Origin of the sequence: uncultured Reyranella sp., from assembly GCF_945957355.1 — a bacterium.
Taxonomy (GTDB): domain Bacteria; phylum Pseudomonadota; class Alphaproteobacteria; order Reyranellales; family Reyranellaceae; genus Reyranella.
Genome location: NZ_CAMFKM010000001.1, coordinates 265,986 through 282,740, shown reverse-complemented (window position 1 = coordinate 282,740; position 16,755 = coordinate 265,986). Strand labels below are relative to the sequence as shown.

15 protein-coding genes are annotated in these 16,755 nt (G+C 67.0%); 12 read left to right on the top strand and 3 right to left on the bottom strand.

Features of this window, described 5'->3' with window-relative positions:
* Positions 1–17 precede the first annotated feature (17 nt).
* From Q0Q48_RS01330 to Q0Q48_RS01315, 4 genes are read left to right on the top strand one after another with little or no spacing between them, the layout of a single operon-like run.
* Positions 18–1,175: an ABC transporter ATP-binding protein gene (locus tag Q0Q48_RS01330; RefSeq protein ID WP_295132686.1), complete on the top strand. Its 1,158-nt coding sequence runs from the start codon at positions 18–20 to the stop codon at positions 1,173–1,175.
* Positions 1,168–2,061: a carbohydrate ABC transporter permease gene (locus Q0Q48_RS01325; protein ID WP_295132683.1), complete on the top strand. Its 894-nt coding sequence runs from the start codon at positions 1,168–1,170 to the stop codon at positions 2,059–2,061. The genes Q0Q48_RS01330 and Q0Q48_RS01325 overlap by 8 nt, the downstream gene beginning before the upstream one ends.
* Positions 2,058–2,885: a carbohydrate ABC transporter permease gene (locus tag Q0Q48_RS01320; RefSeq protein WP_295132680.1), complete on the top strand. Its 828-nt coding sequence runs from the start codon at positions 2,058–2,060 to the stop codon at positions 2,883–2,885. Before Q0Q48_RS01325 ends, Q0Q48_RS01320 begins: the two co-directional genes overlap by 4 nt.
* A 46-nt stretch (positions 2,886–2,931) precedes the next feature.
* Positions 2,932–4,194: an ABC transporter substrate-binding protein gene (locus Q0Q48_RS01315; RefSeq protein ID WP_295132678.1), complete on the top strand. Its 1,263-nt coding sequence runs from the start codon at positions 2,932–2,934 to the stop codon at positions 4,192–4,194.
* Positions 4,195–4,271: 77 nt separating this feature from the next.
* Here Q0Q48_RS01315 and Q0Q48_RS01310 read toward each other — a convergent pair whose 3' ends face one another.
* From Q0Q48_RS01310 to Q0Q48_RS01300, 3 genes are read right to left on the bottom strand one after another with little or no spacing between them, the layout of a single operon-like run.
* Positions 4,272–5,237, bottom strand: a complete 966-nt coding sequence (locus Q0Q48_RS01310) for an Hsp33 family molecular chaperone HslO (RefSeq protein ID WP_295132675.1) — start codon at positions 5,235–5,237, stop codon at positions 4,272–4,274.
* Entirely contained in the window at positions 5,234–6,160 is a 927-nt protein-coding gene (argF, locus tag Q0Q48_RS01305; protein WP_295132672.1) for an ornithine carbamoyltransferase, read from the bottom strand. Before argF ends, Q0Q48_RS01310 begins: the two co-directional genes overlap by 4 nt.
* 2 nt (positions 6,161–6,162) lie before the next feature.
* Positions 6,163–7,344 carry an aspartate aminotransferase family protein gene (locus Q0Q48_RS01300; protein ID WP_295132669.1) on the bottom strand — a complete coding sequence of 394 codons (1,182 nt, stop codon included), beginning with the start codon at positions 7,342–7,344 and terminating at the stop codon, positions 6,163–6,165.
* A gap of 197 nt (positions 7,345–7,541) precedes the next feature.
* On the opposite strand from Q0Q48_RS01300, the gene Q0Q48_RS01295 reads away from it, so the two are divergent.
* The 8 genes from Q0Q48_RS01295 to Q0Q48_RS01260 all read left to right on the top strand — a co-directional run bounded on the left by Q0Q48_RS01295 (position 7,542) and on the right by Q0Q48_RS01260 (position 16,750).
* Entirely contained in the window at positions 7,542–9,281 is a 1,740-nt protein-coding gene (locus Q0Q48_RS01295; protein WP_295132666.1) for a fatty acyl-AMP ligase, read from the top strand.
* 9 nt (positions 9,282–9,290) lie between these two features.
* Positions 9,291–10,211 (top strand): NAD(P)-dependent oxidoreductase, encoded by a 921-nt coding sequence (locus Q0Q48_RS01290; protein ID WP_295132664.1) that lies wholly within the window; start codon positions 9,291–9,293, stop codon positions 10,209–10,211.
* Between the two features lie 113 nt (positions 10,212–10,324).
* The gene (locus Q0Q48_RS01285; RefSeq protein WP_295132659.1) at positions 10,325–10,627 is read left to right on the top strand and encodes a phosphopantetheine-binding protein; all 303 of its coding nucleotides are present in this window, start codon (positions 10,325–10,327) and stop codon (positions 10,625–10,627) included.
* 2 nt (positions 10,628–10,629) lie between these two features.
* Complete coding sequence (locus Q0Q48_RS01280; RefSeq protein ID WP_295132656.1) at positions 10,630–11,856, top strand: aminotransferase class I/II-fold pyridoxal phosphate-dependent enzyme; 1,227 nt, start codon at positions 10,630–10,632, stop codon at positions 11,854–11,856.
* A gap of 14 nt (positions 11,857–11,870) precedes the next feature.
* Positions 11,871–12,791 (top strand): metallophosphoesterase, encoded by a 921-nt coding sequence (locus Q0Q48_RS01275; protein WP_295132653.1) that lies wholly within the window; start codon positions 11,871–11,873, stop codon positions 12,789–12,791.
* 7 nt (positions 12,792–12,798) lie between these two features.
* Positions 12,799–13,950, top strand: a complete 1,152-nt coding sequence (locus Q0Q48_RS01270) for a dATP pyrophosphohydrolase (RefSeq protein ID WP_295132651.1) — start codon at positions 12,799–12,801, stop codon at positions 13,948–13,950.
* Positions 13,947–15,209, top strand: coding sequence for an MFS transporter (locus tag Q0Q48_RS01265; protein ID WP_295132648.1), 1,263 nt, complete (start codon positions 13,947–13,949; stop codon positions 15,207–15,209). Before Q0Q48_RS01270 ends, Q0Q48_RS01265 begins: the two co-directional genes overlap by 4 nt.
* A gap of 410 nt (positions 15,210–15,619) precedes the next feature.
* Positions 15,620–16,750: a type III PLP-dependent enzyme gene (locus Q0Q48_RS01260; RefSeq protein WP_295132645.1), complete on the top strand. Its 1,131-nt coding sequence runs from the start codon at positions 15,620–15,622 to the stop codon at positions 16,748–16,750.
* Positions 16,751–16,755 lie beyond the last annotated feature (5 nt).

Here is a 16,755-nt window from a genome sequence, read left to right as displayed (position 1 = left end):
TTTGTTTCGGGGGTAGCGTGCCGGCTCTCAGCGTACGAGGCGTCTTCAAGTCGTTCGGCTCCGGGGCCGTGCTGGCGGATATCGATCTTACCGTTGCAGAAGGGGAGATCGTGAGCCTGCTCGGCCCCTCGGGCTGCGGAAAGTCGACCCTGCTGCGGATCGTTGCCGGTCTGGAGCGCGCCGACCGCGGCATGATTCAGATCGGGTCGCGCGACGTCTCCAGCCTGCCGCCGGGCGCCCGCAACGTGGCGATGGTTTTCCAGTCGCTGGCTCTTTATCCGCATCTCACCGGCCGGCAGAACATCGCCCTGCCGCTGCGCGCCCGCCGGTTGACCCGGCTGCAACGGATGCTCGGCCCGTTGCGGCTCTCGCCGTCGGTGCGGTCGATCGAGCGCGAGATCGACGGCGCGGTCGACGACATCGCCGGCCGTCTCGACATCCAAGGCGTGATCGACCGCGTGCCTGCACGGTTGTCCGGTGGGCAACGTCAGCGTGTTGCGATCGGCCGTGCCCTTGTGCGCGACAGCCGGTTGCTGCTGCTCGACGAGCCGCTCTCCAGCCTCGATGCCAAGGTCCGCGCGCAGGCGCGTGACGAGATCGTGCAGATCCAGCGGGCCTTCGGGGTCGCCTGCGTCTTCGTCACCCACGACCAGGGCGAGGCGCTGGCGATTTCCGACCGCGTCGCGGTGATGCTCGGAGGCCGGGTGGCCCAGTTCGGTACGCCCGCGGAAATCTATCGCGATCCTGTCTCCCTGGCGGTCGCACGCTTCGTCGGCACGCCGACGATCAATGTCCTGGACGGCACGGCCGATGCGTCGGGTCGGGTGCTGGCCGGCGGCTTCGTCTTCGATGTCCGCCTCGACACCACGGCGGGCCAGAAGGTGAGTGTTGCCGTTCGGCCCGAGAATGTGCGGATCGCCGCGGGCCATGACGACAGCAGACCCCTGCTACGGGTCGTGCGGATCGAGGATCACGGCCATGACGGCCTCGTCCATCTCGCTGGCCGGGACGGCGGGGAAGCTCTTCTCGTTGCCCGTGCCGGTCGGGCGCTTGCGTTCCGGCCCGGCGACGAAGTCCGAGCCGCGATCTCGGCCGACGATGCCCTTTACTTTTCCGAGGACGGCTCGCGGCTTGTCGGGCTTCCCGTCTCGATGGCGGCCTATGCACGTGGCTGACGCGCGGTTGCCGCGGTGGCGGGATTCCATTGCCGGTCCCTATTTGATGCTGGCGCCGGCGGTCTTGCTGCTGGTCGCGATGATCCTGGTGCCCCTGGCGCTCGTGGCCGCCACGGCCTTCACCGACTGGCATCTCGGCGGCGGTGCTCCGGAATTCGTGGGTCTCGAGACCTTCCGCACGCTGCTCGAGGATCAGGACTTCCAGATCGCGGTCTGGAACACCGCCCGCTATGTCGGCGCCGTGGTGCCGATCACGACCTTGGCGGGTCTCGCCGTGGCGCTGCTGATCGCCGAGTGCGGCCGCGGGCAGGCCCTCTATCGCATGATCTTCTTCCTGCCATCGGTGGCGACGCTCGCGGCGATGTCGGTCGCCTGGCAGATGCTGCTCAGCCCGTCGGTGGGTGCCGTGCCGCAAGTGCTGCGCCTGCTGGGCTTCGCCCCCGGAAACTGGCTGCAGGACCCGCAAGCCGCACTGCCGACCCTGGCGATGATCGGCATCTGGAGCGAGGCGGGGTTCGCAATGCTGTTCTTCCTGGCAGGGCTCAGGACAGTACCGCACGAGCTGGTCGAGGCGGTGTCACTCGATGGGTGTGGCTCGGTTCTGGATCGGCTGTGGCATGTGACCCTGCCGCACCTCGCGCCGATCACGGTCTTCGTTCTGATCTTCAGTTCGATCCACGCGCTGCGCGTGTTCGATACGGTCGCGATCATCACGCGCGGCGGCCCGGAGAAGGCGACGCTGGTCGCGCTGTACTTCATCTACCAGGAAGCCTTCTCGCTCTTCCGGACGAACCTGGCCGCAGCCGCCACGATCCTCTTCATTGCCGTGGTCCTGGCGCTGAGCCTGGTCCAGCTCTATGCGACGCGCGCGGGGCGCTCCCGATGAGCCGGCCCCGTTTCACGGGACTGGCGCGGCATGTCGTGCTGGTCAGTGGCGCCGTTCTGGTGCTGCTGCCACTGCTCTGGGCGATCCGGATCTCCTTCCTGCCTGCGGAGGACGTGTTCTCGCCGCAGTTCCATCTTCTCCCCAGCCGCTGGATCGGGTTCGAGAACTATGCCCGCGCGCTCACGGCCTCGCCTTTGCTGCGCTTCCTGGCGAACGGTGTCTTCGTCTGCGTTGCGATCATCGCGTGCCAGCTTCTGGTCGCGATTCCCGCTGCCTACGTGCTGGCCAAGGCCCGCGTCCCGGGCCTTCGCCTGATCTGGCTCGTGGTTTTGGTGGCGCTGGTGGTTCCCCCGGCGGCCCTGGCGCTGCCGCTCTTCATCATGGCGGCAGGGGCCGGGCTGATAGACACCTATGCCGGCCTCATCCTGCCGTGGACGATCTCACCGCTCGGAATCTTCCTGCTGCGACAGGCGTTCCTCCGGGTTCCCGACGAGATGATCGAGACGGCGCGGCTCGACGGCCTGGGCGAGGGCGAAATCCTGGTGCGGCTGCTCGTGCCGATGATCTCGCCCGCCATCGGCGCACTTGTCATCATATCCCTCGTGGCGCACTGGAACGACCTGCTGTGGCCGTCGGTGGTGATCACGTCGGGAGCCAAGGCCACGCCGCCCTTCGGCGTGATGCTGTTCCAGGTCCAGGAGATCGGTTCGGACTACGGTCCCCTGCTGGCGGGCGCCCTGATGATCGCGGCGCCGCTGCTCGTCCTGTTCGCGCTGGCCCAACGGCGCTTCCTCGATGGCATGACCTGGCTGGGCTCGAAGTAATGCCGGCCGTTCCCGTGTTCCTCCCTCACAATCAGCGAGCTCTTCGATGAAGCGACTGCTCTTTCTCTTGTCCGCCATGTTGCTGTTCGGGTTCACGGGCATGCGCGGCGCCGGCGCGGTCGAGATCACCGTGCTCTATCCGCAGCCCTACCTCTACCAGGCTCCGATCGAGGAGATCGTGAAGGCGTTCGCCGCGAAGCGGCCGGATATTCAGGTGAAGCTCCTTGCGCCGACCAAGGCCTACGAGGAAACGGCGAGTGCCGTGCTGCGCGGCGCCGTAACGGGCAGCATGCCGGACATCGCCTTCAACGGCACCAACCTCATGCACCTCTTCGTGGATCGCAAGCTCGCGGTTCCTCTCGACGGCTTCGTGGCGAAGGAAGCGGATTGGGAAAAGCAGGGCTACGTGCCGGGCATGATCTCGACCGGCCTCGTGAACGGCAAGCTCTACGGCATGCCGTTCGCGCTCTCGACGCCGATCCTCTATTTCAACGCCGACCTGCTGCGCAAGGCGGGTGGCGATCCCGCCCAGCCGCCGAAGACGTGGCCCGAACTGCTTGGGCTTGCGCGCAGGATCACCGATGCCGCCAGCAACACCCATGGTGCCTACATGGTGTGGACGACGACGGGGAACTATCTCTGGCAGGAGCTCCTGTTCACCCACGACGGCCAGATGCTGTCGCCCGATGGCAAGAAGGTGGGCTTCGACACGCCGGCGGGCCTTAAGACCTTCGAGATCCTGCGCGACCTGGCGAAAGAGGGCGGTATGCCGAACCTCACCGACGAACAGGCGACGCAGGCTTTCATCGCTGGCAAGATCGGGTTCTACATGTCGTCATCGGCGCGTGTGAACAGCTTCACGAGCAAGATCGGTCCTCGCTTCGAGCTGGGCACTGCGCCATTCCCCAGCCCGCGGCCAGATTCGAAGATCGTCTCGGGCGGCGCGACGATGATGATCTTCGCCAAGGACCCGGCCAAGCAGGCCGCGGCCTGGGAGTTCATCAAGTTTGCGGCCGGTCCGGTCGGCCAGACGATCATGGTCCGTCATATCGGCTACATGGCGTCGAACCAGATCGCGATCGATACGCCCGAACTGCTGGGCAACTACTACGCGAGCAATCCCAACATGCGCACGGCAATCTCGCAACGGGCACGCACGACGGCCTGGCTCGGCTTCCCGGGCGAGAACAGCCTCAAGGCGATCCAGGTGATCTACGACGCCATGGAGTCGGTCGTGGCAGGAAAGGCCGCGCCGGAGGAGGCGCTGAAGCGGTCCGCCACTCAGGTGCAGGCGCTGCTGCCGAAATAGCGCGGACGGCCTCGCCCCATGAGCCATGGTCTTCGCCGGGAAGACGGGCCTGAACGCCCGTCTCCCGGCCTCGCGATCTAGCCGGCCGCGGCGTAGAGGCAGTCGAGATCGCCGTCATCGTAGGCGTATTCGGTCGAGCAGAACTCGCACTTCACCGAAACGCGGCCGGTTTTGTCGCGCAGATCGTCGAGTTCCTCGCGACGGATCGAGCGCAGCACGTTGTCGATCCGGTCGCGGCTGCAGCGGCAGCGCGCCGCGAAGGCGCGGCGCTCGAAGACGCGTGGCTGCTCCTGGTGGAACAGGCGGTGCAGGAGCGTCGTGCCGGGCAATGCCGGATCGAGCATTTCCCTTTCAGTGGCCGAGGCCATCAGGATCACGGCCTTGCGCCAGTCGTCCTCGCGCTGCTCGGCATCGATGTCGAGGCGGCCGGCATCGAACTCCGGCATCTGCTGCACCATCAGCGCCGAAGCGTGCCAGCGATGCCCGCCGCCTTCGTCGCTGCGTCGGGCGGCGATCTTGATGCCGGTCGGGAGTTGCTCGGACTGGCGGAAATAGATGTGGGCGCAGTCGGCGAGCGTCGCGCCCTCGAGCGGCACGACGCCCTGGTAGCGTTCCGTATGCTGGCCTTGGTCAACGGTGAAGGCGAGGCGGCCCTGGCCGAACAGCTTCGGAACGTAGCCGTCGGGCGCGTCCTCGTTGCCGCTGCCGAGCGCAATGGCGAGCTTCCAGGAATCGAACTGGGCATAGCCGCGCAGGGCGCCATCGCTGGTGAGGTCGGTGACGAGCAGGCGGATCGGCCCGTCGCCGCTGATCTGCAGGGTGAAGATGCCGTCGTATTTCAGCGAGGTCGCGAGGGTGGCGCACAGCACCATCGATTCGGCCAGTGGCCGCGCCACGGCCAATGGATAGCCGTGGCGCTCGATCACTTCATCCAGAGCAGGACCCAGCCGGACCAGCCGGCCGCGTACGCCGAGCGCGTCCAGCTGGAAAGGAAGGACGCGGTCCCAGTCATCGGAAGGAAGTCCTCCCGAGGCTGTGCTCAAGACAGGCACCAGGCCAGGATGCTCTTCTGGGCGTGCAGGCGGTTCTCGGCCTCGTCGAACACGACCGACTGCGGACCGTCGATCACCTCGGCGGTCACTTCCTCGCCGCGATGCGCGGGCAGGCAGTGCATGAAGATCGCATCCTTCTTGGCCTGCTTCATCAGTCGCTCGTCGACCTGATAGGCACGCAGCAGATTGTGCCGTCGCGCGGCGCTCGGACTGTCGGGGTCCTCGTCGCCCATCGACACCCAGGTGTCGGTGACGACGCAGTCCGCGCCCTTCACCATCGACTCGGGGTCATGGCCGATCGAGATGCGGCCCTTGGACTTCTCGGCCCACTGCACCACGTCGGCCGGCGGCGTCAGCTCCGGCGGGCAGGCGATGCGCAGCTCGAAGTCGAACTGGACCGCCGCATGGATCCAGGACGTCGCCATGTTGTTGCCGTCGCCCGACCAGACCACCGACTTGCCTTCGATGGAGCCGCGATGCTCCTCGTAGGTCATGACGTCGGCCATGAGCTGGCAGGGATGCGTCTTGTCGGTGAGCCCGTTGATCACCGGCACGGTCGCGTACTTCGCCATCTCGAGGAGTTTGTCCTCGACGGTGGTGCGCATCATGATGATGTCGACGTAGCGGCTGAGCACGCGCGCCGTGTCGGCAATGGTCTCGCCACGGCCGAGCTGGGTGTCGGTGCGTCCGAGCATGATGGTCTGGCCGCCGAGCTCGCGCATGCCGACCTCGAACGACACGCGTGTGCGTGTCGAGGGCTTCTCGAAGATCATGGCCAGCGTCTTGCCGGCCAGCGGCTGGTCGTGTCCGCCATTGGCCCGCGCCTTCTTCATCGCCTTGCCGCGATCCAGGATCTGGCGAAGCGTCTTGGGATCGACCTGGTCGAGGTCGAGGAAGTGCTTGGGTGTCGTCATGGTTACTCGGCGGCCTTTGCCGCCGCCTCGAACGACTCCGCCGCCTGCTCGAGAATCGCAATGCCCTCGTCCAGCGCCGCCTTGTCGGCGATCAGCGCCGGGAAAATGCGGATCACGTTCTCGCCGGCCGGCGGGACCAGGAGTCCCAGCGACTGCAGCTTGTTCACCATGTCGCCCACCGCCACCGACGGGGCGCACTGCAGGCCCTGCAGGAAGCCCATGCCGCGCTGCTCGACGAACACCTTGGGGTGCTTCCGGCAGAGTTCCTCGAGCCGGCCTTTCAGGTACTCGCCGCGTTCGCGCACGCCGTCGATGAAGCCCGGGGCCAGCAGGACGTCGAGCACTGCATTGGCGACGCCCGTCGCCAGCGGATTGCCGCCATAGGTCGACCCGTGCGTGCCCGGGACCATGCCGACGGCCGCCTTCTCGGTCGCCATGAAGGCGCCGATCGGGAAGCCGCCGCCCATGCCCTTGGCGATCGCCGCGACATCGGGCTTCACGCCCGACCAGTCGTAGCCCCACAGCTTGCCGGTCCGCCCGAAACCGGTGTGGATCTCGTCGTAGAACAGCAGCAGGCCGAACTCGTCGCAGATGGCGCGCAGGTCCTTGAGGAACTGCGGAGTCGTGGCGCGGATGCCGCCTTCGCCCTGGATCGGCTCGACCAGGATGCCGGCGGTCTCGTCGTCGATCATGTCGCGGACGACGTTGGTGTTGTTCAACGGCGCGTGCTTGTAGCCGGGCGCCGGCGGGCCGAAGCCTTCGAGGTACTTCTCGTTGCCGGTGGCGGCGAGCGCGTTCAGCAGGCGGCCGTGGAACGCCGCCTGGAAGCAGATGATCTTGTACCGCTTGGGCTGGCCGTTCATGTACTGATACTTGCGGATCAGCTTGATGCCGCCCTCGATGGCCTCCGCGCCGGAGTTGCAGAAGAACATCGTGTCGGCAAACGAGTTCTCGGTCAGCCGCTTGGCCAGCTTCTCGCCATTACCGATCCGGAACAGGTTCGAGGTGTGCCAGAGCCTGGAGCCCTGCTCGGTCAGTGCCTTGACCAGGTAGGGATGGCAGTGGCCGAGCGCGTTCACGGCGATACCGGACGTGAAGTCCAAGTAACGTCGGCCGTCCACCGCGTAGAGATAATTGCCCTCTCCGCGTTCGAACACGACGTCCTTGCGACCGTACGTCGGCATCACAGCCGTAATCACAGCGAGCCTCCCTCAAAAACCAAAAACCCCCGCCGTTCCGACGATTCCGGGATGGAAACTCCGGGTCCTGGCGAGGGGCGGGCACTATCTTACCGGGTTCCGGGTGTGTCAACTTGGGCCGGCGGGCCGGCGGCGCGCGCCTTGAGGGGTTCCGACCCCTCTGCTAGGAGACCCGCCTTCCGATGAAAATGTTGCCCACCCGCAATTCCTCGCTGCCCCTGCATCGCGCCGGCTTCGACTCGGTGCCCGCGATGCTCGACTATGCGGCCAGGGGCGAGACCGGCGTGACCTTTTATAATGCCAAGGGTGAGCAACTCTCGGCCTTGCCGTGGCGCGAGGTCCGCGAACGGGCCCAGGTCGTTGCCCGCAAGCTGATCGGTGCCGGTTTCGCGCGGGGTGAGCGGATCCTGATCACGGCCGACACCTGGCCCGGCTTCTTCGATTCCTTCTTCGGTGCCCAGTATGCCGGGCTGCTGCCCGTGCCGGTCTCGATCCCGGTCGGCATCGGCGGCAAGGAAGCCTATCTCGACCAGCTTCGCCGCCAGCTTGCCGCTTCCGGTGCCGTCGCCGCGGTCGGCCTCGACGATCTGGCGGGTTATCTGGCGGATGCGGCGCAGGAATTCCCCGCCATCCGTCTCCATGGCGGCATGGACGCGATCGATTCGCTGCCCGAGAAGCCGGTCGATCTCAGGCCGCTCGGCGCCGACGACCAGTGCTACATCCAGTTCTCGTCGGGCAGCACGCGTCATCCGCACGGTGTGCAGATCACCCAGCGCGCGCTGATGGCCAATCTCGCCGGCATGGTCGGACCGGCCGGCCTTGGCGTCGTCGAGGGTGATCGTGCGGTGAGCTGGCTGCCGCTCTACCACGACATGGGCCTGATCGGTTTCCTGATGGCGCCGCTGTCGACCCAGATCTCGATCGACTATCTGACACCGCGCGACTTCGCGCGCCGGCCGATGCAGTGGCTGAACCTCATCTCGCGCAACCGCTGCACCATCTCCTACAGTCCGAGCTTCGGCTACGACCTCGCCGTCCGCCGGGGCGCGGCCCAGGTCCCGTCCGATCTCGACCTGCGCTGCTGGCGCCATGCCGGTATCGGCGGCGACATGGTGCGGGCCGACGTGCTGGAGCGTTTCGCCGCGACTTTCGCGCCGTACGGCTTCGACAGCACCGCCTTCATCCCGAGCTACGGCATGGCCGAGGTCTGCCTCGCCATCACCTTCTGCCCCCATGATACGGGCGTGCGTACCGATGCCATCGATCGCACGGTGCTCGCGGAGGCGCAGCGCGCGGTGCCGGCATCGGATCCCAACGACCACCAGCGGGCGCGCCGCTTCGTGATCTGCGGCCGCGTGCTGCCCGGGCACCGGCTCGAAGTGCGCGGCGCGGACGGCGCTGTGTTGGGCGACCGTGAAGTCGGCCGTATCTTCGTCTCCGGTCCCAGCATCATGCCGGGCTACTTCGGCGAGCCCGAGGCCAGTCGCGAGGTCCTGTCCGACGGGTGGCTCGATACCGGCGACCTCGGGTACATGCTGGACGGCGAGATCGTCGTCACCGGCCGCGCCAAGGACCTGATCATCGTCAACGGCCGCAATGTCTGGCCGCAGGACATCGAATGGGCAGTCGAGGCCAAGCGCGTCGTCAAGAACGGCGATGCGGCGGCCTTCTCGATCGATACCGGGGAAGGCGAGCGCGTGGTCGTGGCCGTGCTGGCGCGTGTTTCCGGGGACGAGGCGCGTGCGTCGCTGGCGCGCGACGTGGCGGGGGCGGTGCGCGAGGCGATCGCCGTCGATTGCGACGTGGCGCTGGTGCCGCCGACCCTGGGCCTGCCGACGACCTCGTCCGGAAAGCTGTCGCGGGCTCGCGCCAAGGCCAACTACCTGGCCGGCCTCTACGCGCCCAAGCCCGAAGCGGCCTGACCGCGCGCCATGGGCAGGCTGGTCGCCGTCACCGGGGCCACCGGCTTTGTCGGGCCGCATCTCGTGGCGGCGCTCGCCCGTCGCGGCTGGCGGCTGCGACTGCTGGTCCGCCGCTGGTCGCCGCTGCCCTCTTTGGCCGGGGTCGATGCCGACCTCATCCTGGGCGACCTCTCCTCCGAGCAGGCCCTGCGTCAGCTCGTCGACGGGGCGGATGCGGTGGTCCATGCCGCCGGGCTGATCAAGGCGAAGGCCGACCGGGACTTCCTGCCGGTCAACCGCGATAGCGCGGCGCTCCTGTCCGCTCTGGCGCCCGACGCCCACGTGGTCCTGCTCTCGTCGCTGGCCGCCCGGGAGCCCCAGCTCTCTGCCTATGGAGCGAGCAAGCGCGCGGGAGAGGCAGTCGTCGCCAGCCGCGGCGGGCCCTGGACGATCGTCCGGGCGCCGGCGGTCTATGGGCCCGGCGACCGCGAAACCCTGGCCTATTTCCGAGCGGTAAAGTCGGGTATCGCGCCGCAGCCCCGGCTGCCAACCGCCCGCCTGTCCCTCATCCATGTCGCCGACCTGGCCGAGGCCCTGGCCCTGACTGTGGAGCGCCCGCCGCCTCGTTCGATCTACGAAATAGACGATGGCCGCGCCTACACCTATGCCGACATGGCGGAGGCGGCGGGGCAGGCGCTGGACCGACGGCCATGGCGGGTCGCCGTACCGCGGCGCGTCATGGCGTGTCTCGCCAGATGGAATGGGGTACGCCAAGCCTTGGGCGGCGGCGCCCAGATCCTCTCCGGCGGAAAGGTGAGCGAGATCTTCCATGCCGACTGGTCGGCGGCCGATCGGCGCCTGGCCGCAGCGATCGGCTTCCAGCCCCGTTATGACCTCGCGTCCGGCTTCCGGGACACGATCTTGTGGTATCGCGCGAAGCGCTGGCTATAGGACGGGTGAAATACGGCGTAACAATTTGTCATTTCACTAGGAATCGCTGTTTCTGGCACAAGGTGACCGCCCACCCCCGGGCGCTGGAGAGCGTTTTGCGCACTGCCCATCAAATGATCGTCGAAACCGACGGCATGACCGACACCCTCGAACGCGCCCGCGTCAGCGGCCAGTCGCGCGGCGAGGTCATTCGCGAGATTTGTCGTCACCTGGCACCCTTCCAGACCGGCGAGCGGCCGATCACGGGTGACACCGTGATCGCCAAGGACCTGACCATCGATTCGCTTGCCATCATGGATATGGTGATGGAGCTCGAGGATCATTTCGACATCTCGATCCCCATGAACGTGGTGGCCGAGATTCATACCGTCGACCAGCTCGCGGACACCATCCAGAAGCTCTGCGCCCGGCGTTAGCCATGGGCCTGTTCGATCGCCATGCGGGCCTGCTCGAGGCCTATCGGGACGTTCGGACCACCGGCTACGACCCGTTCCAGATTCGTATGGAGCGGGTTCTGTCGCCGACCGAAGCGATCATCAACGGCCGCAAGATGCTGCTTGTCGGCACCAACAATTATTTCGGCCTGACCTTCGACCCGAGCTGCATGGAAGCCGCCATAGAGGCGATCCGTGCCGAGGGCACCGGCACGACCGGCTCGCGCATCGCCAACGGCAGCTACAGCGAGCACGTGGCGCTCGAGCAGGAAATCGCCGAGTTCTACGGCAAGAAGCACTGCATGGTCTTCACGACCGGCTACCAGGCGAATCTCGGCCTGATCTCGACCCTCGCGGGAGAGGGCGACCAGCTGCTGATCGATGCCGACAGCCACGCCTCGATCTACGACGCCTGCAAGATGACGCAGGCCGAGGTCGTGCGCTTCAAGCACAACGATCCGTCGAGCCTCGAGGCGCGCCTGCGCCGGCTGGGTGACCGTCCGGGCAACCGCGTGGTCGTACTGGAAGGCATCTATTCGATGCTCGGCGACAGCGCGCCGCTGCGCGAGTTCATCGAAGTCTGCAAGAAGTACGGCGCCTACGTGATCGTCGACGAGGCCCATTCGCTGGGCGCGCTGGGCGACAATGGCCGCGGCCTCTGCGAATCGGCCGGTGTTCTCGACGACTGCCACTTCATCGTCGGCACCTTCTCGAAGACGCTGGGCGCGATCGGCGGTTACTGCGTCTCGAACGATCCCGACTTCGACATCCTGCGCGTCACGGTGCGCTCATACATGTTCACCGCATCGCTGCCGCCGTCGATCGTGGCTTCGGTGCGCCAGGCACTCAAGGTGGTCAAGGCCAGGCCGGAGCTTCGCACGCAGCTCTGGGCCAATGTCGCGACACTCTACGAAGGCCTGGCGGCGAAGGGATTCAAGCTCGGCCCCGAGCACGGTCCGGTGGTCGGCGTGCATCTGCCGGACCGCATGACCGCCATCGGCTTCTGGCGGGCCATGCTCGATGCCGGTATCTACGTGAACGTGGCCGTGCCGCCCGCGACGCCCAACGGCGTGTCGCTGCTGCGCTGCTCCGTCTGCGCGGTGCATACGAAGGAACAGCTCGAGCACATAATCGAGGTCATGACGGGCATCGGCCGCCAACTCGGCGTCCTCGACGACCGCACGCTCCGCGTGGTTGGCGGCGCCCGCTAGGGGGCGGATCCGCCATGTTCACCCTCGCGCATCTGTCCGATCCGCATCTGCCGATGCCGCCGGCCCGCGCCGTCGAGCTTCTGGGCAAGCGCGCCACCGGCTACTTCAACTGGTGGCGCAATCGGGTGCAACTCCACCGCCCCGAGGCGCTGGCCGGCATCGTGGCCGACATCAAGGCGCAGAGGCCCGATCACATCGCGCTCACCGGCGACCTGGTGAACATCTCACTGCCCGACGAGTTCGCCCGCGCCTCCCGCTGGCTGGCGGACCTCGGCACGCCCGACCAGGTGACGGTCATTCCCGGCAACCACGACGTCTACGTCGCGCCCCTGTGGCGCGAGGGGTTGGGCCTGTGGGGCGCCTACATGGCAGGCGACGGCCAGCCGCCCGCGACCGATTTCGCGGTGTTCCCGACCCTGCGCCGGCGCGGGCCGGTCGCGCTGGTCGGCCTGAACAGCGGTGTCCCGAAGCCGCCGTTTTTCGCGACCGGCACCCTGGGCGAGGCGCAGATCGCCGCCGCCGGGAAGCTGCTGGCGGAACTCGGCCGGGAAGGCCTCTGCCGCGTCGTCATGATCCACCATCCGCCGCTCACCACCGAAACGCACTTCAAGCGACTGACGGATGCGGCCGCCTTCCAGGCGATGATCCGCCGGGTCGGCTGCGAGATCGTGCTGCACGGCCACAACCATCGCAGCGAGGTCGCGCGGATCGCGGGACCGCAGGGGGCCATCCCGGTCGTCGGCGTCACCTCGGCCTCGGCGGCGCCGGGCAGCAAGTATGGCCGCGCGCGCTATCACCTGATCGGCATCGAGCGCGGGACCGCGGGCTGGCGCATCGCCGTCGACATCCGCGCACTCAGGGCCGACGGCACGGGCTGCGAGCCCGACGGCCGGATCGTGTTCACCAGCGGCGCGCCGGCCGCCCTGGCAGCTTGAGGCGGCAATGGCTTCGTCCGACATCGTGGTCAGCCCGGTCGATTCCAAGGCCGACCTGAACGCCTTCATCGCGCTGCCCAAGCGTCTCTACGCCGGGCACAAGGGCTATACCGCGCCGCTCGACGTCGAGCGGCGGGAAGCCTTCACGCCGGGGAAGAACCCGCTGTTCGAGCATGTCGAGGTGCGCTTCTTCCTGGCTCGTCGGGCCGGCAAGGTGGTCGGCCGCATCTCCGCCCAGATCGACCGCGCCCACCTGGAGCGCTACGACGACAGCACCGGTCATTTCGGCTGCCTGGCGGCCGAGGACGACCCGGCGATCTTCGCCGCCCTGTTCGCGGCGGCCGAAGGCTGGCTGCGGTCCAGGAACATGAAGCACGTGACCGGCCCGTTCAGCCTCTCGGTCAACGAGGAAGTCGGCCTGCTGATCCATGGCTTCGACAGTCGCCCAGTCCTGATGGTGCCCTACGACCCGCCCTATGCCGGGCCGCGGGTCGAAGCCTGCGGCTATGTGAAGGCCAAGGACGTCTTCTCCTACGATTACGACGTGCAGAATGCGCCGGAGACGATCGGCGCCAAGCTGCTGGCGCGCGGTGGGCTGGAGGGTCGGGTCAAGGTCCGCACCGCCAATATGAAGATGTTCGATGCCGAGGTACGCACCCTGGTCGGCATCTTCAACGATGCCTGGAGCGACAATTGGGGATTCGTGCCCTTCACCCAGGCCGAGATCGACCATGCCTCGAAGGCTTTCGGCCCGGTGATCGTGCCCGAGCTCGCGGTGTTCGTGGACGTCGACGACGAGAGCGTGGCTTTCATCGTGGCGCTCACCAACCTCTACGAGGCGGTTGAGGAGTTCAACGGCAAGCTCGGGCCCATCAATCTCGCCAAGCTGCTGTGGCGCCTCAAGATCGCCGGCGTCGGCAGCACGAGGGTGCCGCTGATGGGCGTGAAGAAGAAGTTCCGTAACCACCCGCTGCTGGGCGCCGGTCTCGCCATGATCGCCATCGACACGCTTCGGGCAAACGGCAAGCGGCTGGGCAAGACCTCGGCGGAGCTGGGCTGGATCCTCGAGGACAACAAGGCGACCAACAACATCATCCGCTCGGTCGGCGGGGTGCACTACAAGACCCACCGCATCTACGAAAAGGTGCTGGCAGGGTGACGCCAACGGTTCCTGGGCCGGCGCACGCGCGGCCGCCGAAGCCGCCCTCGGCCTTCGCACCCCTCGCCAACCGCTCGTTCCTGGCGATGTGGATCGCCAACCTGATGTCCAACGTCGGCGGCTGGATGCAGACCACGGGCGCCGCCTGGGAGATGACCAGCCTGACGCAGGAGCCGATCTTCGTGGCCCTGTTGGCCGCCGCCGGCACCCTGCCGATGTTCCTGTTCTGCTTCTTCGCCGGCATCCTGGCGGACCGGTTCGACCGCCGGCGCTACATCATCTGCTGCCAGGTCTGGATGATGGGCGTGGCCGCGACCCTGGCGGTGCTGGCCTTCTTCGGCCAGCTCAACCACTGGAACCTGCTGGCGCTGTCCTTCTGCATGGGGTTGGGCAACGCCATGAACGCGCCGGCCTGGCATGCCGTGGTGCCGGAGATCGTTACCGGCCCGCAGCTTCGCCCGGCCATCGCGCTGAACAGCGCCGGCTTCAACCTTGCGCGCACCGTCGGTCCGGTCGTCGGCCAGCTGCTGCTCAGTCTCGTCGGTGTCTTCCTGCTCTTTGCCATCAATGCCTTCACCTATGTGGGCGTCATCCTGGCGATGCGAGCCTGGAAGCGGCCGGCCGAGGCGCGCGCCGCCCAGCGCCGCGAGACGCTGGGCGAGGCAGCGCGCGCCGGCATCGCCTTTGTGCGCGGCTCGGCGGAGCTGCGGGCAATCTTCGCGCGCGGCCTCTGCTTCTTCGTGCCGGGCATCGCCATGGGCACCCTGCTGCCGGTCATTGGCCGCTTCGAGCTCGGCCTCGACGAATTCACCTTCGGCATCCTCTACGGCGTGTTCGGCATGGGCGCCGTCGCCGCGGCCTTCTCGCTGCCGATGGTCAATCGCCTGCTGGGGGCCGATCGCGCCAACATCTGGGCGATGGGTGTCTCGGCGGCCGCCACCCTGGTGGCGGCGCTGGCGATGACGCCGCTCGTCGTCGGCGCCGTCGTCGCCATCAACGGCGCCTGCTGGATCACCGTCATCGCCAACAACGGCGCGTCAGTGCAGATGATCCTGCCCAACTACATGCGCGCGCGCGGCATGGCCGTGCATCAGATGGTGTTCTTCGGCGCCATGGTGCTGGGCGCACTGCTCTGGGGGAAGATCGCCAACTTCTTCGACGTGCGCACCGCGCTGGTCTGCTCGGTGGTGATGCTGGTGCCGCTCACCGTGCTCGCGGCATCGATCAAGTTGCCCGGCTCCTCGCTGCCACGCGTCTGACGTCTCGTGCGCGGCCCGCACTACAAGCGGTCCACTTATTTTCGAGGCGGGGCAGATTCCTCTTGTAACCGTGTCGATTAGTTGTAGATAGCCAACGTACAAGACGCCCAACGCACGTGCCGCTGGCCCTCTGTGGTTACGCAACGACGGAAAGTGTTCTTTTTGGCAGTGCCGGTTTCGAGCCGGGTCCGGGAAGGAGCTTCTGAGATGGTTGCACACCGCGCGGGGCGCGTTCCCCGCTATTATGTCCTTTGCCCGACCGTTGCTCGGGCCTCCTTCCTCGCTCAGCCGCATAAACGGACTTTAGCTCAGTCGAGTATCGGCTGACGTATCGCGCCACGCATGGCGCCGTACGTCATTGTTCGATCCTTTTCCGACAGACTGACTATCCTACGGGGAACCCCCCAGCGATGACCGAGCGTATTTTCCGTTACCTCCGCGAGCAGCAGCCCGAGACGCCGTGCCTAGTGATCGACCTCGACGTGGTCGAGAGCAACTTCCGGCGCATGCGCGAGCTACTGCCGACGGCGCATATCTTCTATGCCGTGAAGGCCAATCCGGCCGCACAGGTGCTGGCTCGTCTGGCGACGGCCGGTTCCAAGTTCGACACGGCGAGCCGCGGCGAGATCGAGATGATCCAGGCGACCGGCGTCTCGATGGACCGTGTCTCTTTCGGCAACACGATCAAGAAGGAAAAGGACATCGCCTGGGCCTACCAGCAGGGCGTCCGCCTGTTCGCCTTCGACAGCGAGGCGGAGCTGCAGAAGCTCGCCCGCGTGGCGCCGGGTGCCCGCGTGTTCTGTCGCGTGCTGGTCGATTGCGGCGGCGCCGAATGGCCGCTCAGCAAGAAGTTCGGCTGCGCGCCCGAGATGGCCAAGGACCTGCTGCGCAAGGCCAAGGACTGGGGTCTCGACGCCTATGGCATCTCCTTCCATGTCGGCAGCCAGCAGACCGACCTCGACCAGTGGGACAAGGCGCTGGGCCAGGTCTCGCAGATGTTCTTCGCCCTGGCCGAGGCCGGCGTCGACCTCCGCATGGTCAACCTGGGCGGCGGCTTCCCGGCGCGCTATCGCGCCGAGGTGAGCGGCCTCGAGGCCTATTGCGAGGCGGTCACCCGCGCGCTGGTGCGCCACTTTGGCAACCGCATGCCCGAGGTCATCCTCGAGCCCGGCCGCTCGATGGTGGGTGATGCCGGCGTGATCCAGAGCGAGGTGGTTCTGGTCTCGCGCAAGGCGTCGGGCGACCGCAAGCGCTGGGTCTACCTCGACATCGGCAAGTTCTCGGGCCTGGCCGAGACGATGGACGAGAGCATCAAGTACCGGCTGCGCACGCCGGGCGAGGGCACGCGCATGGGCCCCGTCGTGCTCGCCGGCCCGACCTGCGACTCCGCCGACATCCTGTACGAAAAGACGGAGTACAAAATGCCTCTGTCCCTGAAGCCCGGCGACAAGGTCGAGATCCTCTCGACCGGCGCCTATACGACGACCTACTCCTCGGTCGCGTTCAACGGCTTCGCACCGCTCAAGGCGGTCTGCATCTGAACTGA

Bases quoted from the DNA above. Each gene is read 5' to 3' on its own strand.
- Q0Q48_RS01320 (WP_295132680.1), top strand. From the start codon at position 2,058: ATGAGCCGGCCCCGTTTCACGGGACTGGCGCGGCATGTCGTGCTGGTC.
- Q0Q48_RS01315 (WP_295132678.1), top strand. From the start codon at position 2,932: ATGAAGCGACTGCTCTTTCTCTTGTCCGCCATGTTGCTGTTCGGGTTC.
- argF (WP_295132672.1), bottom strand. From the start codon at position 6,160: ATGACGACACCCAAGCACTTCCTCGACCTCGACCAGGTCGATCCCAAG.
- Q0Q48_RS01300 (WP_295132669.1), bottom strand. From the start codon at position 7,344: ATGCCGACGTACGGTCGCAAGGACGTCGTGTTCGAACGCGGAGAGGGC.
- Q0Q48_RS01295 (WP_295132666.1), top strand. From the start codon at position 7,542: ATGAAAATGTTGCCCACCCGCAATTCCTCGCTGCCCCTGCATCGCGCC.
- Q0Q48_RS01290 (WP_295132664.1), top strand. From the start codon at position 9,291: ATGGGCAGGCTGGTCGCCGTCACCGGGGCCACCGGCTTTGTCGGGCCG.
- Q0Q48_RS01285 (WP_295132659.1), top strand. From the start codon at position 10,325: ATGATCGTCGAAACCGACGGCATGACCGACACCCTCGAACGCGCCCGC.
- Q0Q48_RS01280 (WP_295132656.1), top strand. From the start codon at position 10,630: ATGGGCCTGTTCGATCGCCATGCGGGCCTGCTCGAGGCCTATCGGGAC.
- Q0Q48_RS01275 (WP_295132653.1), top strand. From the start codon at position 11,871: ATGTTCACCCTCGCGCATCTGTCCGATCCGCATCTGCCGATGCCGCCG.
- Q0Q48_RS01270 (WP_295132651.1), top strand. From the start codon at position 12,799: ATGGCTTCGTCCGACATCGTGGTCAGCCCGGTCGATTCCAAGGCCGAC.
- Q0Q48_RS01260 (WP_295132645.1), top strand. From the start codon at position 15,620: ATGACCGAGCGTATTTTCCGTTACCTCCGCGAGCAGCAGCCCGAGACG.